At 61.8% G+C, this 12,454-nt stretch carries 20 protein-coding genes; 10 read left to right on the top strand and 10 right to left on the bottom strand.

The window, feature by feature from the left end; all coding sequences use genetic code 11:
• Both coxB and IVA75_RS40150 read right to left on the bottom strand, forming a co-directional pair.
• A complete protein-coding gene (gene coxB / locus IVA75_RS16890; RefSeq protein WP_247289214.1) occupies positions 1–1,104 on the bottom strand; it encodes a cytochrome c oxidase subunit II in 1,104 nt (367 codons plus the stop codon).
• A gap of 20 nt (positions 1,105–1,124) precedes the next feature.
• Positions 1,125–1,247, bottom strand: coding sequence for a hypothetical protein (locus IVA75_RS40150; protein ID WP_018460395.1), 123 nt, complete (start codon positions 1,245–1,247; stop codon positions 1,125–1,127).
• Positions 1,248–1,376: 129 nt separating this feature from the next.
• On the opposite strand from IVA75_RS40150, the gene IVA75_RS16885 reads away from it, so the two are divergent.
• Together IVA75_RS16885 and IVA75_RS16880 are read left to right on the top strand one after the other, a co-directional pair.
• Positions 1,377–1,595: a hypothetical protein gene (locus IVA75_RS16885; RefSeq protein ID WP_247289215.1), complete on the top strand. Its 219-nt coding sequence runs from the start codon at positions 1,377–1,379 to the stop codon at positions 1,593–1,595.
• Between the two features lie 14 nt (positions 1,596–1,609).
• Positions 1,610–2,077, top strand: coding sequence for a metallophosphoesterase family protein (locus IVA75_RS16880; protein WP_247289216.1), 468 nt, complete (start codon positions 1,610–1,612; stop codon positions 2,075–2,077).
• A gap of 20 nt (positions 2,078–2,097) precedes the next feature.
• On the opposite strand, the gene IVA75_RS16875 is transcribed toward IVA75_RS16880, so the two are convergent.
• Positions 2,098–2,286: a hypothetical protein gene (locus tag IVA75_RS16875; protein WP_081747987.1), complete on the bottom strand. Its 189-nt coding sequence runs from the start codon at positions 2,284–2,286 to the stop codon at positions 2,098–2,100.
• Positions 2,287–2,327: 41 nt separating this feature from the next.
• Positions 2,328–2,897, bottom strand: coding sequence for a DUF1236 domain-containing protein (locus IVA75_RS16870; protein WP_247289217.1), 570 nt, complete (start codon positions 2,895–2,897; stop codon positions 2,328–2,330).
• Positions 2,898–3,046: 149 nt separating this feature from the next.
• On the opposite strand from IVA75_RS16870, the gene IVA75_RS16865 reads away from it, so the two are divergent.
• Positions 3,047–3,220, top strand: a complete 174-nt coding sequence (locus IVA75_RS16865; protein ID WP_247289218.1) for a hypothetical protein — start codon at positions 3,047–3,049, stop codon at positions 3,218–3,220.
• Entirely contained in the window at positions 3,221–3,418 is a 198-nt protein-coding gene (locus IVA75_RS16860; protein WP_247289219.1) for a hypothetical protein, read from the top strand.
• Positions 3,419–4,008: 590 nt separating this feature from the next.
• On the opposite strand, the gene IVA75_RS16855 is transcribed toward IVA75_RS16860, so the two are convergent.
• Positions 4,009–4,272 carry a hypothetical protein gene (locus tag IVA75_RS16855; RefSeq protein WP_247290835.1) on the bottom strand — a complete coding sequence of 88 codons (264 nt, stop codon included), beginning with the start codon at positions 4,270–4,272 and terminating at the stop codon, positions 4,009–4,011.
• A gap of 145 nt (positions 4,273–4,417) precedes the next feature.
• Positions 4,418–4,897, bottom strand: a complete 480-nt coding sequence (locus IVA75_RS16850) for a DUF4142 domain-containing protein (RefSeq protein ID WP_247290832.1) — start codon at positions 4,895–4,897, stop codon at positions 4,418–4,420.
• A gap of 228 nt (positions 4,898–5,125) precedes the next feature.
• Between IVA75_RS16850 and IVA75_RS16845 the strand changes: the two genes are divergently transcribed.
• The 4 genes from IVA75_RS16845 (at position 5,126) to IVA75_RS16830 (ending at position 8,005) form a co-directional block, all read left to right on the top strand.
• Positions 5,126–5,635, top strand: coding sequence for a DUF2243 domain-containing protein (locus IVA75_RS16845; RefSeq protein ID WP_247290831.1), 510 nt, complete (start codon positions 5,126–5,128; stop codon positions 5,633–5,635).
• A 175-nt stretch (positions 5,636–5,810) separates the two neighbouring features.
• Positions 5,811–6,596 carry a succinate dehydrogenase iron-sulfur subunit gene (locus IVA75_RS16840; RefSeq protein ID WP_247290829.1) on the top strand — a complete coding sequence of 262 codons (786 nt, stop codon included), beginning with the start codon at positions 5,811–5,813 and terminating at the stop codon, positions 6,594–6,596.
• 74 nt (positions 6,597–6,670) lie between these two features.
• Positions 6,671–7,144: an NUDIX hydrolase gene (locus tag IVA75_RS16835; protein ID WP_247290827.1), complete on the top strand. Its 474-nt coding sequence runs from the start codon at positions 6,671–6,673 to the stop codon at positions 7,142–7,144.
• The gene (locus tag IVA75_RS16830) at positions 7,145–8,005 is read left to right on the top strand and encodes an SIR2 family protein (RefSeq protein ID WP_247290825.1); all 861 of its coding nucleotides are present in this window, start codon (positions 7,145–7,147) and stop codon (positions 8,003–8,005) included.
• Between the two features lie 153 nt (positions 8,006–8,158).
• Here the strand turns inward: IVA75_RS16830 and IVA75_RS16825 are convergent, their stop codons facing one another.
• Positions 8,159–8,395: a DUF3551 domain-containing protein gene (locus IVA75_RS16825; protein WP_247290823.1), complete on the bottom strand. Its 237-nt coding sequence runs from the start codon at positions 8,393–8,395 to the stop codon at positions 8,159–8,161.
• Positions 8,396–8,557: 162 nt separating this feature from the next.
• Between IVA75_RS16825 and IVA75_RS16820 the strand changes: the two genes are divergently transcribed.
• Both IVA75_RS16820 and IVA75_RS16815 read left to right on the top strand, forming a co-directional pair.
• Positions 8,558–9,754 (top strand): NADH-quinone oxidoreductase subunit D, encoded by a 1,197-nt coding sequence (locus IVA75_RS16820; RefSeq protein ID WP_247290821.1) that lies wholly within the window; start codon positions 8,558–8,560, stop codon positions 9,752–9,754.
• Between the two features lie 26 nt (positions 9,755–9,780).
• Entirely contained in the window at positions 9,781–10,017 is a 237-nt protein-coding gene (locus IVA75_RS16815; RefSeq protein ID WP_247290819.1) for a hypothetical protein, read from the top strand.
• Between the two features lie 52 nt (positions 10,018–10,069).
• Here IVA75_RS16815 and IVA75_RS16810 read toward each other — a convergent pair whose 3' ends face one another.
• From IVA75_RS16810 to IVA75_RS16800, 3 genes are all read right to left on the bottom strand, one after another.
• Positions 10,070–10,957, bottom strand: a complete 888-nt coding sequence (locus tag IVA75_RS16810; protein ID WP_247290817.1) for a manganese catalase family protein — start codon at positions 10,955–10,957, stop codon at positions 10,070–10,072.
• A gap of 204 nt (positions 10,958–11,161) precedes the next feature.
• Positions 11,162–11,494 carry a hypothetical protein gene (locus IVA75_RS16805; protein ID WP_247290815.1) on the bottom strand — a complete coding sequence of 111 codons (333 nt, stop codon included), beginning with the start codon at positions 11,492–11,494 and terminating at the stop codon, positions 11,162–11,164.
• A 73-nt stretch (positions 11,495–11,567) separates the two neighbouring features.
• Entirely contained in the window at positions 11,568–12,437 is an 870-nt protein-coding gene (locus tag IVA75_RS16800; protein ID WP_247290813.1) for an MBL fold metallo-hydrolase, read from the bottom strand.
• Positions 12,438–12,454 lie beyond the last annotated feature (17 nt).

The following is a 12,454-nucleotide window of genomic DNA, read 5'->3' as shown; positions in this document are numbered from 1 at the left end:
TCACTTGAGCTGCTCCAGATAATGAATGATCGCGATCAGCTCGTCCGATTGCAGCGGCATCTTCGGCATGAGATTGCCGGGCTTGATGTGCTGGGGATCGGCGATCCAGGCGCCGAGCGTCGCGCGCGTATTCGGCAGCGTCCCTGCCGCGATGGTCGTGCGGCTGCCGATATGCGTGAGATCCGGGCCGAGCTGGCCGCCGGCCAGCGTGCCGCTAATGTTGTGGCACAAGGCGCATCCGCGCGCCCGGAACAGAGCCTCGCCCTGCTTGCCGGGCTGATCCGCGGGGTTACTCGCGCTCTGGTTTTCATGGTCGCGCCAGCGGCCGAACTCGTCGGGGGACATCGCGATCACGGCGAACGCCATGTGGGCGTGCTGGATCCCGCAGAACTCGGCGCATTGACCGCGATAGATGCCCGCGTTCTTCGCCGTAAATTGCAGCTCATTCTTCTGCCCGGGGATCAAGTCCATCTTGCCCGTCAGGCTGGGCACCCAGAAGCTGTGGATCACGTCGGCGGATTCCAGCTCGACTTTGACCGGTTGCCCGGTCGGGATCCGGATCTCGTTGGCGGTCACGAAACTCTGGTGCGGACTATCGGCCTCATAGCGGACCTCCCACCACCATTGGTGACCGATGATCTTGAGTGTGTGGGTTTTCTCGTCCTTGGCAAAGACGGTGCGCTGACCGGCATAGCTGACCAGGGAGAGGCCGAGCACGACGACGGTGGTCGCAATCCCAAGCGCGAGGATGACGCGCCCGGAGCGTCGTTCGAAGGGCTGGTGGAGGTCCAGCGGCTGATCGGCTGCGCGCTTTCGGCGCAACAGCCCCACGCCCAGAACGATGACGACGGCAGTCCAGACGATCGCCGCGACAATGAGGAAGAGAAACAGCGTGTGACGAATCTGCTCAGACTGTAGCCCTTGAGGGTCGAGCGCCGACTGCTGGCCCACGCACGCGGCAAGCGGCCAGGTCATGCACAACACCAGAACCCTTTGCACCCGGACCTGCATTGACGTTTTGCCGCACTCCGCTTCACAGGCGGAACCGGTCAGGCCTACAAAGGTTCCTATGCGCAGCCGGAACGGTTGGCCGACGAAGGACATGTCCCACATCGATCATCGGGCTAAAACGGCCAGCCCTTCACGGCGATCACGATCGCCGCATCGCCAGCCGCCATCAGCAACAGGACGGCAAGACTGGCGATGATCGCACCCGGCTGGGCAAGCACGCGCAACTCTCCGAGCATGTGTCGGCTCCAAACGCAGCAATGCCGCGACGACCCTGAGGGTTCCTGCGGACATGCCGGGAGTTGACCTGCGAGCGCCGGAACGAAGGCTCGAGATCGCGCGTTCCTGCGACGAATTCGAGGGTTCACGTGCCGCGCTATCATTTCGATCTGGTCGATTCGAAGACCGTTGCAGACGAGGGAGGTGCTGAATTGCCCGACGACATCATGGCCCTGGATGTTGCCGAGGAGATCGCGAAGAGGCTCCTTGCGGAGCGTCCCGAACTCAGAAATCGTCATTTTTCCATCCTGGTCACGAACCAGGAGGGTGAGGAGATCGGGAAGGTACCCCTTGATGTCCTGCACTGAAGCGCTGGCCTGACATGACGTTGAGGATCGGCGTGATCTCGGATACGCACGGCCTTCTCAGGCCGGAGGCCGAACGCCGTCTTGCGGGGGTGTCGCATATCCTCCACGCCGGTGATATCGGCGCGCCGGAGGTTCTGGAGAGGCTTTGCCGAATAGCACCGGTCACCGCCATCAGGGGAAACGTCGACGTCGCCAGTTGGGCGAAGCGCTATCCCGAAACCGAAACAGTGCACCTCGGCGCTCGTTGTTTCTACCTCCTTCACGATCTCAAGGCGCTCGCCATCGACCCCGCGGCAACCAGTGTGAACGTGGTGATATCAGGACATTCGCATCGGGTGCAGGTCAACACGATCAACGGAGTGCTTTTCCTGAATCCCGGAAGCGCCGGTCCAAGGCGCTTCAAGCTGCCGATCACGCTGGCGACGCTCGAAATGGATGAGGGCGGCGACCTGCGCCCCACCATCCATGAGCTCGACCCGTGAACGACGTGCGTGCGTGCCAGCTAGTGAGTATTCGACTTTTGCCACCGCTCCAGATCAATCGGGGGACGCTTTGGGTCGATCTGCTCCTTCTCGGGATTCCCCTGCCAAGGCTGGTCCGTCTGCCGGTGGGTTGGCAAATCAGTCTGCTGTCGCGGATCGTCGACCGGGGTTTCTCTGGGGTCGTTTTCAGGTGCTTTCGCTCTCGGCATAAGTTGTCCTCTTTATGGTCTGTCGATGCGGCGGCACGCGATCAGCGTACGCCAGCGATAATTGCCGCGACGCGGCGCGAATGCTGATCGACAATGACGAGATCGTTTCCGGCGATCAGATATTGATCGCCCCAGAACCCGTTCAGCACTTGGGTGACTTCGGGCGGCAAATCGGCAACCTCGGTCTGGCGCGGCACAGACGTACCGATCATCATTTCGAAATTCGGGCGATCCATCGTCGGGCCATGCGCCGATGAGATGGTGGCGCGGAGCTGCTCGCGTTGCTGATCGTTGAGGCCAGCCGGCTGGGCGCTCTGCTTCACATCCCGCGCACGGGCGCCGGTCGTGTCTTCATTGCCAGCCGGGTTTTCCTTGGCCGCTTTGCTGACTGCTTCGCGTTGCGTGGGAACTCCCGTGCCGACCGTTGTGGCAGGGGCACCTTTGTCGGCGCCTGTGGAGGGGCGGCCCAGATAGTCTGTTGCCCCGAACATCTGGGGCACGGCGAACCAGACGATGAAACCTACAAACAGGACCGCGGCCACTCCCGATCCTGCCATCATCAGCTTCCGGGTGCCGTCCTTCTCCGTTTCACGCGATAGATACTTGACCATGAACAAAAAGCCTTCGGTATGAACTGCGGAGTCAACCCGCGCAGGAATCGTTCGTTCCTACGGGCATGCATGGGCATCGATCAGGAACGACCGCCGCCGCATCTCATTGCCAGCGCATGAGGTCGCGAGACCGAAGCAAGGAGCATGCAATGACCAAAATGCCCCCCGTACCGCCGGAGCAGCGCAGCGACAAGGGACCCGGATCTGATCCAAAGATCGAGACGGACGAAAAGCTGCCCGGCCGCGAGAACTTCGACACCCAGGGACGTCACGGCAACATCAAACAGAACACGACAAACCAAGGCTACCAGCAGGACCGATGAATGCCACACAAGAACCCAGACACTGAACGCTTTGGTGGTCCGGGCTCCTCGCGGCAGGATCGCAAGCACCCTGAAAAGGGAGGTCGCGACCTTGAGTGCCCTGCGCCCGGAACGCCCACCAACGACCGCAAATCCGTCTCGGGAGGCGGTGGTGAGCGCGATCAACATCACACGCATAATGATCGTGAGAGGAGCTGAGCAATGCATAGGACAAGTTCGAGCTTGATGCTGATCGCCTTCCTGGCGAGCGCGTCGATAGGGGCCGCCTCGGCGCAGAGTGGCGGGGGTGGGGGCGGCGGCGGTGGCGGTTCGGGAGGATCGGGCGGAGCAAGCGCGAGCAGCACGAGCGGCGGCACCGGCGGTGCGACAAGCCCCGGGTCAGCCGGCGGTGCTTCGAGCCTTGGGTCTGCAGGTCCTGGGTCTGCAGGTCCTGGGTCTGCAGGTCCTGGGTCGACAGGTCTTGGGTCGACGGGAGCGACAAACCAGGCGGGGGATGTATCGCCCAGCCTGGTCAATCCAGCCGACGCGGCCGCGGCTTCGCGCGGCACGACGGCTACCGGCACGAACACCGCTGGAACGGCCCAATCAACGGGTAGCGGCCCGCAAGGATCGACCACCGTCGGGCGGGCCGGCAATCCCGCAGGAGGCACCAGCAGCGGACGGATCGACGGAACTGCGACACCCGGTCCGTCGATGCCGGGCGATGCCGAAATACGCTCCGAGAACTCTCAGGATTCCCACGTCGATCGAAAGATCAAGAGCATCTGCAAAGGCTGCTAGATCGAGGATCAGGACGCCGGATTTCCCGGCGTCCAATCGAGGTCGTCCTCGCTTCGAGGTTCGGGGTCGGGCGAGCAGGACTTGATCTTCAGGTCGTCCTCGAGCCTGGGCTTGCCCTCGCTGCTTTCGACCAGATCAGCGTCTTCGGCTCTCTTCAGCGTTTCCTCTTTGGTCGAAAATGTCCGGCTCAGTTTTTCGTCATCCTTGAACAGGGCATACGCCATCTCGGTCCTCACAGTTTGATCATCGGCAACTTTGACGGCGGCCGTCACGCGCGGCCACCGCCAATGCTACGGCTGCCACTTCCGCTTGCGCTTGAGACGTTGCGCGCCGTTTCCCCTTTTTCCTTTGCCGTGCTTCACGGGGGCCGTCTCGATCTTCTTGCCATTTGTACCTCCTTGTCGCTGGGGTGAACCTCTAGCCGACTTCCCTGAGACTGCTCAGGATCGCAAGGTGACGCTGGATGATGGGCAGCGACATCTGTGCGACCTGCTGTTCGCTGGGGTTGCCACCGGATCGCAAATACGAATTGTTGAGCGCGAGCAATTCACGGTGTCCGCGGATCTGCCCCTGCACGTACATCCGGTCGAAGGGAATCGACGGTGTGGCCTGAAGGCGCTGAAGCAGGGCGGCATGATCCGGCCGCAGCGGTGCCGATCCCGGCGCTGCTCCGAGCGCGCTCGCGACCTGGACCTGTTCGGTGATCTCTGCATTGGCGAAGTTGACGATGTCGGGATTGCCGGTGCGCGTCAGGGCGAGCTGACTCGTCTGCATCGCAAACGCGCCACCCATGAGGTCGGCCGTTCGAAAATCCCGCTGTGGGACTGGCTTGGATTGCGCAGCGTAGGTCGATAGTCCGAGGCCGCCCAACGCAAGTAAAAACGATCTTCTCAGCATGATGAATCTCCAATGTTGGATTCACACGACGCTGCGACCGTTTCGAACGTTCCTATCGTCACCATAAGCGGCCGAGCGATGCTCCACCGAGCGCCTTCGGTGGCATGAAGATGAGCAGGCAGGTTAACGCAGGTTATTGGCAGGGGGAGTGTGTCATGATCATAGGAACGGCAACCTGGAGGAGGGTTTGTCCATCATCCAGATGCGGACCGACGCACGAGCAGATTCATGCAAGACAGCAATTCATCCAGCTTCCCGATTTCCGCGGGTGTCCTTCTCGGGCTCGGCCTGGGCGGGTTTTTTGACGGCATCGTGTTTCATCAGCTGCTGCAATGGCATCATATGTTGAGCGGCTGGTACCCGCTCAACTCCATCGACAACGTCAAGCTCAATACGACCTGGGACGGCATCTTCCACAGTGCGACCTATCTGCTTGTGCTGCTCGGCCTGTATGTGCTGTGGCAACGGGCGCGCAGGTCCGACATTCACCTGTCGGGCGGCCGGTGTCTCGGAGCGGTCTTGCTCGGTTGGGGCATCTTCAATCTGGTTGAAGGCGTGGTGGACCATGAGATCTTCAAGTTGCATCGGGTGAATGAGACCGTGCCCGACGAACAGCGCATCTTCTGGGATATCGGATTCCTGCTATGGGGTGCGGCCATGTTGGTGATCGGCGCAGCCATGACACGCGCCGCCACGCAAGCGAGGGTACATGCGGAAAGCAGTCTACAGGCTCGCTAGAGAGACCCCGCCAGCTCTGGTCTATGCCCTTTTTATATTGCTGCTGATGCTCGCGACAGCACCGGCCTTTCGCATCGTGCTGTTTGGTGTGTCGCTGGATGATCTCCTGCAACTACGTTGCTTCAATCCCAATTGATGCGCAGTTATCAACGCCTCATGTCCGCCCGGAGGTAACATGGTCGAGTTCAGGCTTCCGAAACACTCCCGCGTCGAAAAGGGAAGGATCTGGCCCAAGCCGGACAGCAAATCGTTGCGCGAATTCCAGGTCTATCGCTGGAATCCCGACGACGGTCGCAATCCCCGGCTCGACACCTACTTCGTCGATATCAGCGATTGCGGGCCCATGGTGCTGGATGGTCTGATCTGGATCAAGAACAACATCGACTCCACACTGACGTTCAGGCGGTCCTGCCGCGAAGGCGTGTGCGGCTCCTGCTCGATGAATATTGCCGGCCAGAACACGCTCGCCTGCACCAAATCCATGAGTGAGGACGTCCCGAACGGCGAGCCGTTGCGCGTGCTGCCCTTGCCGCATCAGCCCGTGGTCAAGGACCTCGTTCCCGACCTGACGAATTTCTACGCCCAGCTCGCATTGATCGAGCCTTGGCTGCAAACCGTGTCGCCCACGCCGCAGAAGGAATGGCGGCAGAGCCATGAGGATCGGGCGAAGCTCGACGGGCTGTACGAATGCATCCTCTGCGCCTGCTGCTCGACGTCTTGTCCAAGCTACTGGTGGAATTCCGAGCGTTTCCTGGGCCCAGCGGCTTTGATCCAGGCGGCGCGGTGGGTCAATGACAGCCGCGACGAAGCGACAGGCGAGCGCCTCGACAAGCTTGAAGACCCCTTCAGGATCTATCGCTGTCACACCATTCTCAACTGCGCGAAGGCGTGTCCCAAGGGCTTGAATCCGGGCGAAGCGATTTCCGGATTGCGCCTCAAGATGGTCGAACGGAAGTTCTGATCGTAGATGGACGCTCCCCGCAGAAAGGAACGATGGCTGCGGCGTAGGCTTATCGACCAAACTGGAGGCGCCTGATGGGCAAGAAACAATTCGCCGCTTTGCCGTTCACGCTGAACAATTCCGAATTGCGCGTGATGCTGATCACGACCAGGCGTAAGGGCAGGTGGAGTGTCCCGAAGGGGTCGCCGATGCGCAAGACCGAGCCGCATCGTACGGCTGCGCTCGAGGCATACGAGGAGGCCGGTCTTGTTGGCGTCACCGCAAAGCGCGCGCTCGGGTCCTTCAAGCATCGCAAACGGAAGGGCGATCGCAAGCAGACCCTGAACGTCGCCGTCTTTCCCATGAGGGTCCACGGGCAGGAGCGCTGGTGGCCGGAAAAGGGAGAGCGCGAAGCAATCTGGGTGTCGCCGAAGAAGGCGAACCGTCTGGTACACAAGGCGCAGCTTCGGCGTCTGATCGCCCGGTTCGCAGCGCAGACGGAGAAGACCGCCTCCTTACCGCTGGGCGACGGCCCAGGAACCCGCGTCTCGTCCAGCTATTCAAGGTAGATGAACCAGCAACCGACCGGACTCGCATTCGAGGAGCGACCGCCTCATGAGGTCCTGGCCGCTGCGATCAAGCGGCGCTGCGCCATCCTGTTCGTCGGTGCCGGCGTCTCGATGGCTGTCGGCCTGCCGTCCTGGCAGTCTCTGATCGACCACCTGCTGGATGACCTTGGACTTGAGCGCAACGTGATCGTTGGAATGCACGGCGGCTATCAGATGCTGGCTGAGTACTACCGGCTCAAGCGCGGCGGAATTGGCCCGCTCCGCAGCTGGCTCGACCGCAACTGGCGCGTCGACCCGGACAGGATCGCGGCCTCGCGGCTCCACAAGCTGATCGTGGAGCTCGATTTTCCGACCATTTACACCACGAACTACGACCGCAACCTCGAGACAGCCTTCGACGTCCTGGAAAAGCCCTACGCCAAGATCAGCAACGCAAAGGATATTGCGGGCGCCCGTTCCGGCGTCACACACAGCATCAAATTCCATGGCGACTTCGACGACGATGCCTCGCTCGTCCTGACCGAGGCCGACTTCCTCAACCGGCTCGCGTTCGACTCGCCACTCGATATCCGGTTTCGCGCCGATGCCTTGGGAAGCACGTTGCTTTTCATCGGATACAGCATGTCCGATCCCAACATTCGGCTCCTGCTGCACCGGATTTGGCAGAGTTGGGAGGAGTCCGGGCACCGCCAGGACCGACCGAGGTCCTTCGCTTTCGTCACGCAGCGCAATCCGGTGCAGGAAGCGGTATTGGCGAACTGGGGCATCACCACCATAGCGCCGCCCGATGGCGTCAGCCCGGATGATGGTGTTACCCGGTTCTTGCTGGACATCCGCCAACGCATCGACCGAAAGAAGTGAGTGCCTCAACTGCGCCGCCACGATGCGCGCCCAGACCAAGACCACCGGCGAACACGATAGCCGTGAGCATTTGCTCTGCTGCCATGGGGCGCTCGGCTCAGCGGCGGGATCGGTCAGAACGGGGCTCGATTGCCAGTCCGCAAGCGGGACTGGTCACCGATATCCCCTATACCGCCGGCCATAGGCATAGCGAGGATTGACGCCGCAATAGGCGTTCGTTCCCGATGCAGTCGCCATGCACTGAGCGTAACTGGCGAACTGGCAGTTGCCCGGATAGCCCCAAACGCGGCCCTGAAGGCAGTAGCGGTCTTGTGCGACGGCGGCCGTCGAGGAGCCGAAGCCCATCACAAGCGCGAGAGACGCGGCAGCCAGGAGCAATCGATGTTTCATGAAAATCTCCAATTTCAACATTGAACGTCCCTCGTGAAGCGGCGTTCCAAAGTGCGACGTTGACGGCTCCTTTTCTCGGGTTCGACGCGAATCGTTAACCTGTGTGAAGCCGTTTGATGCCGATCGCGATTAAGGTGACGGATGTCCTCGATCGGAAGCCGTATGCCTGACCAATCTCCCAGCCTTAGAAATTTCACCATCAATTTCGGTCCACAGCATCCCGCCGCTCATGGCGTGCTGAGGCTCGTGCTCGAACTTGACGGCGAAGTCGTCGCACGGGTCGATCCGCACATTGGTCTTCTGCATCGGGGCACCGAAAAATTGATCGAGGCCAAGACCTATCTTCAGGCGATCCCCTATTTCGACCGGCTCGACTATGTCGCTCCTTTGACGCAGGAGCACGCATTTTGCCTGGCGATAGAGAAACTGATCGGGCTTGAAGTTCCGCGGCGAGGGCAGCTGATCAGGGTACTCTATCACGAGATCAGCCGCATCTTGTCTCATCTTCTGAACGTCACGACGCAAGCGATGGACGTGGGGGCCTTGACGCCACCCCTTTGGGGCTTCGAAGAGCGCGAGAAGCTCATGGTGTTCTACGAGCGTGCGTCCGGCAGTCGGATGCATGCCAACTATTATCGCCCCGGCGGCGTGCACCAGGATCTGCCACCAAAACTGATCGACGATATCGAAGCTTGGTGCGATCCGTTCCTGCGCGTCGTCGACGATCTGGATCGTTTGCTCTCGCTCAACCGCATATTCAAGGCCCGAAACGTCGATATAGGCCGGGTGACGCTCGATCAGGCCTGGGCCTGGGGCTTCTCCGGCGTGCTGGTACGGGGGTCGGGCGCGGCCTGGGACTTGCGAAAGGCACAGCCCTACGACTGCTATGCCGAGATGGACTTCGACATCCCCGTCGGCAGGAACGGCGACTGCTACGACCGCTATCTCATCCGCATGGAGGAGATGCGGCAATCCGTGCGTATCATGAAGCAATGCATCGAGAAGCTGAAGTCGGCCGACGGCCAGGGCCCGGTGCTCGTGCAGGACAACAAGGTCGCGCCGCCGAGACGTGGCGAGATGAAGCGTTCCATGGAGGCGCTGATTCACCACTTCAAGCTCTACACGGAGGGCTTCCACGTTCCCGCCGGCGAGGTCTATGTCGCCGTCGAGGCACCGAAGGGCGAGTTCGGTGTGTTCCTCATCGCGGACGGGACCAACCGTCCCTACAAGTGCAAGATCAGGTCGCCGGGATTCGCCCACCTGCAAGCGATGGACTTTCTCTGCAGGGGGCATTTGCTCGCGGACGTCTCGGCGATCCTCGGGTCGCTGGACATTGTCTTCGGCGAGGTCGATCGCTGACTGGAAAACCGCACTGGAGGATCAGCATGGATATCAGGGAAAGCTCCGCCATGACCGAAGCGTCGGGTCTTGTGGACGATCAGTTCACCGCGCAGAGCGGCTCGTACGCGCCGCACGGTGATACAAGAACAGGACTCGATGCGCGTTCCCAAGCGCCCTCGGCGCAATTGGCCGACCAACTGCGGAAGATGACCAGGGCAGCGCCGCTGCAAGCGGTCTTTGCGGCGTTTCTGCTGGGCGTTCTGGTGGCTCGGCGTCGCTAGACGTCGGCCAGGGCGTCCCTTTCATCGGACGACCCCGGCCGTTGCACGAGAATCAGGCCAACGCGTTCGTCACCGGCGGCTCGTTCATCTGCTCCACCTGTGCGCCGCTATCCGGCCGCGCCGGTCCGAGCACAGGCTCCTCGCCCAAAGGCTCGAACGCGGCGCGGAAGCTGAACGACCCCTGGCCGTCGAGCGAAGGACCTTCGCAGTAGCGCCCCGGCTGCAACGGCGCGGCGTTGCGTTCGGTGCCCATGAACATGTAGCTGAATTCGGTTGCCTCCTTGCTGCGGTCAAAGCTGTTCGGAATCGGTAGGGCAGCATCCGCGCCCATCTCCTCGATCACCGCGAGCCATTGCTGTTGATGCATGGTGTCGCGCGCAATCAGGTAGCTCAGCATGTCCTGCATGCCGGGATCGCTGGTGGAGTTGAAGAGACGCACGGCGAGGGTCCGGCCCGTGGATTCAGCCGCGACGTTGCAATACATGTCGGCGGCCAGATTGCCGCTGGCATAGACATGCGAACAATCGAAGGGGACGCCGTCGCAATTGGCAGGGAAGGCAGCCATGCCGGTCGAGAGCAGATGCCGGTGCAGCATGCCCTCGATCACATGCCGCGGCCGCTCACCGCCGTTCATCACCGCGCCGACGACTGGATTGGCCTGCAGGCTGGTCTCCTGCATCGTTGCCGGCGCATTCTCCAGGTTCAGCGCTACCGCGGTCGCGAGCATCTCGACGTGGCTGATCTCTTCGGTCGCGGTATTAAGCAGGATGTCGCGATATTTGGCCGGCCCCCGCGCACCCCAGGCCTGGAAGAAATACTGAAGGCAGACGCGGATCTCGCCTTCGACGCCGCCGATGGCTTGCTGCAGCTGGCGGGCGAAGATCGGATCGGGCTTCTCGACCCTGACCGGATATTGCAGTCGCTTGTCGAAGTAGTACATGCGCAGCTCCTTTTTGTGTTGACGCTATTGCGCAATGAGTGCTGCCGGGTTGCGTTCCTATGGAGTTTCTAGCGACTATTTTGAAAGCCTTCAAATTTAGACGTGAACGCGATGCGGCCCCGGCGAGGAGAGGATCTCGCCGAGGCCGCTCTCAGGCGCGCAACAGCAGGGAGCGCGCGTTAGAAAATTGCGAACCGCGAACCGTTAGCGCCGCGGCATGGTGCCGTTGGACGGTGGGGTCGTCTCGTTGCGCATGCCGGGAGGACTGGAAGCACCTTGTCCGCCCCGCTCGACATGGGTGATGCCGCCGCCACCGGAGCCGCCGGCTCCGCCCGAGCCGGCTCCTGCACCGCCAGCGCCAGCTCCAGCACCGCCGCCCGCGCCGCCGCCCGCGCCACCTCCGGCGCCACCCGCACCACCGCCGGCGCCGCCTGCGCCACCACCAGCGCCACCGCCTGCACCTTGCGCGAACGCTGCGCCGACTGAAGCGCCTGCAAGCATTGCTGCCGTAAAGATCGTCAGGATCGTCTTACGCATCTGTCTTCTCCTTGAGGTTTCGATGTCGGACCAATCATGTGAAGCATCCACCGTTCCTAGCCGTGCAGCGCGATCAAGCTCTGTCCTCGACGACTCCGCGTCGATATTGCGAAGGCACGGCAACTTCGTCGAACCGTTCGGCGAGAGCATCGAGAGCCGCGCGCATCTGCGGCCCCTGCATGGCCGCGCCGTGCCCGGTGACGACGATCTCTGGAGCGAGCGCGGCAAGTGCGCGCACCGATGTCTTCGCGCTTTCCCAATCGGGCGTGAAATACATCGGTGGCCCGTGCATCTCCGGTGTTTGCGTCACCGCGGCGTAAACGGATTCCTGCCGCGTCGTGATGAAGGCGTCGCCGGCGATCAGCACGCGATCGCGTTCGCGCCAGAGCGAGATATGCCCTGGGGTATGGCCGGGCGTATGGATCCACCGCCATTCCGGCATGAAGGGTACGCTATGATCAAAGGGAAGATCATAGAGGCGCGATCCGACGTTCACCGGCCTTGTCGGGAAGAGCGGAGAAAGCCGGGCGAGCAGCCCGCCACCGACGCTGGGATCGGCCGACGGATAGGATTGGCTTCCGTCAAGATAGGGATGCTCGGCCGCATGGGCATAGACCGGCACCTCCCATTCATTCGCCAGCGTTTCGAGAACGCCGACGTGATCGAAGTGCCCATGCGTCATGATGATGCAGGCCGGCCGGCCGTTCCCTCCGAATCTCGCTTTCGCGGCAGAGCGGATGGCGCCAGCCGATCCGGGGATGCCGGCGTCCACCAGCCCCCAATTGCCGTCGCCGGCGTTCTCGAAGCCAACGAAGATGACGTTGACAATCGCAAGCTGACGATAGGCTACGTCAGTGACGATCTGCCGCGTGTTGTCATTGCGGTCGAGGTCGGATTGCGGGTGCTCCGCGTCGGCGGAAGAGGGAAGCGAGATCTGCGTCATGTTCATTCGGGTCCGAT

This window comes from Bradyrhizobium sp. 134, from assembly GCF_023074155.1.
In the GTDB taxonomy this organism is placed as follows: Bacteria; Pseudomonadota; Alphaproteobacteria; order Rhizobiales; family Xanthobacteraceae; genus Bradyrhizobium.
This window is presented reverse-complemented; position numbering and strand designations above follow the sequence as displayed.

What these genes read in the sequence shown, in the direction of transcription:
- IVA75_RS16830 (WP_247290825.1), top strand. Translation starts at nt 7,145, where the DNA reads ATGAACCAGCAACCGACCGGACTCGCATTCGAGGAGCGACCGCCTCAT.
- IVA75_RS16825 (WP_247290823.1), bottom strand. Translation starts at nt 8,395, where the DNA reads ATGAAACATCGATTGCTCCTGGCTGCCGCGTCTCTCGCGCTTGTGATG.
- IVA75_RS16810 (WP_247290817.1), bottom strand. Translation starts at nt 10,957, where the DNA reads ATGTACTACTTCGACAAGCGACTGCAATATCCGGTCAGGGTCGAGAAG.
- IVA75_RS16815 (WP_247290819.1), top strand. Translation starts at nt 9,781, where the DNA reads ATGGATATCAGGGAAAGCTCCGCCATGACCGAAGCGTCGGGTCTTGTG.
- IVA75_RS16865 (WP_247289218.1), top strand. Translation starts at nt 3,047, where the DNA reads ATGACCAAAATGCCCCCCGTACCGCCGGAGCAGCGCAGCGACAAGGGA.
- IVA75_RS16845 (WP_247290831.1), top strand. Translation starts at nt 5,126, where the DNA reads ATGCAAGACAGCAATTCATCCAGCTTCCCGATTTCCGCGGGTGTCCTT.
- IVA75_RS16835 (WP_247290827.1), top strand. Translation starts at nt 6,671, where the DNA reads ATGGGCAAGAAACAATTCGCCGCTTTGCCGTTCACGCTGAACAATTCC.
- IVA75_RS16850 (WP_247290832.1), bottom strand. Translation starts at nt 4,897, where the DNA reads ATGCTGAGAAGATCGTTTTTACTTGCGTTGGGCGGCCTCGGACTATCG.
- IVA75_RS16860 (WP_247289219.1), top strand. Translation starts at nt 3,221, where the DNA reads ATGCCACACAAGAACCCAGACACTGAACGCTTTGGTGGTCCGGGCTCC.
- IVA75_RS16875 (WP_081747987.1), bottom strand. Translation starts at nt 2,286, where the DNA reads ATGCCGAGAGCGAAAGCACCTGAAAACGACCCCAGAGAAACCCCGGTC.
- IVA75_RS16800 (WP_247290813.1), bottom strand. Translation starts at nt 12,437, where the DNA reads ATGACGCAGATCTCGCTTCCCTCTTCCGCCGACGCGGAGCACCCGCAA.
- IVA75_RS16840 (WP_247290829.1), top strand. Translation starts at nt 5,811, where the DNA reads ATGGTCGAGTTCAGGCTTCCGAAACACTCCCGCGTCGAAAAGGGAAGG.
- coxB (WP_247289214.1), bottom strand. Translation starts at nt 1,104, where the DNA reads ATGTCCTTCGTCGGCCAACCGTTCCGGCTGCGCATAGGAACCTTTGTA.
- IVA75_RS16820 (WP_247290821.1), top strand. Translation starts at nt 8,558, where the DNA reads ATGCCTGACCAATCTCCCAGCCTTAGAAATTTCACCATCAATTTCGGT.
- IVA75_RS16870 (WP_247289217.1), bottom strand. Translation starts at nt 2,897, where the DNA reads ATGGTCAAGTATCTATCGCGTGAAACGGAGAAGGACGGCACCCGGAAG.
- IVA75_RS40150 (WP_018460395.1), bottom strand. Translation starts at nt 1,247, where the DNA reads ATGCTCGGAGAGTTGCGCGTGCTTGCCCAGCCGGGTGCGATCATCGCC.
- IVA75_RS16805 (WP_247290815.1), bottom strand. Translation starts at nt 11,494, where the DNA reads ATGCGTAAGACGATCCTGACGATCTTTACGGCAGCAATGCTTGCAGGC.
- IVA75_RS16880 (WP_247289216.1), top strand. Translation starts at nt 1,610, where the DNA reads ATGACGTTGAGGATCGGCGTGATCTCGGATACGCACGGCCTTCTCAGG.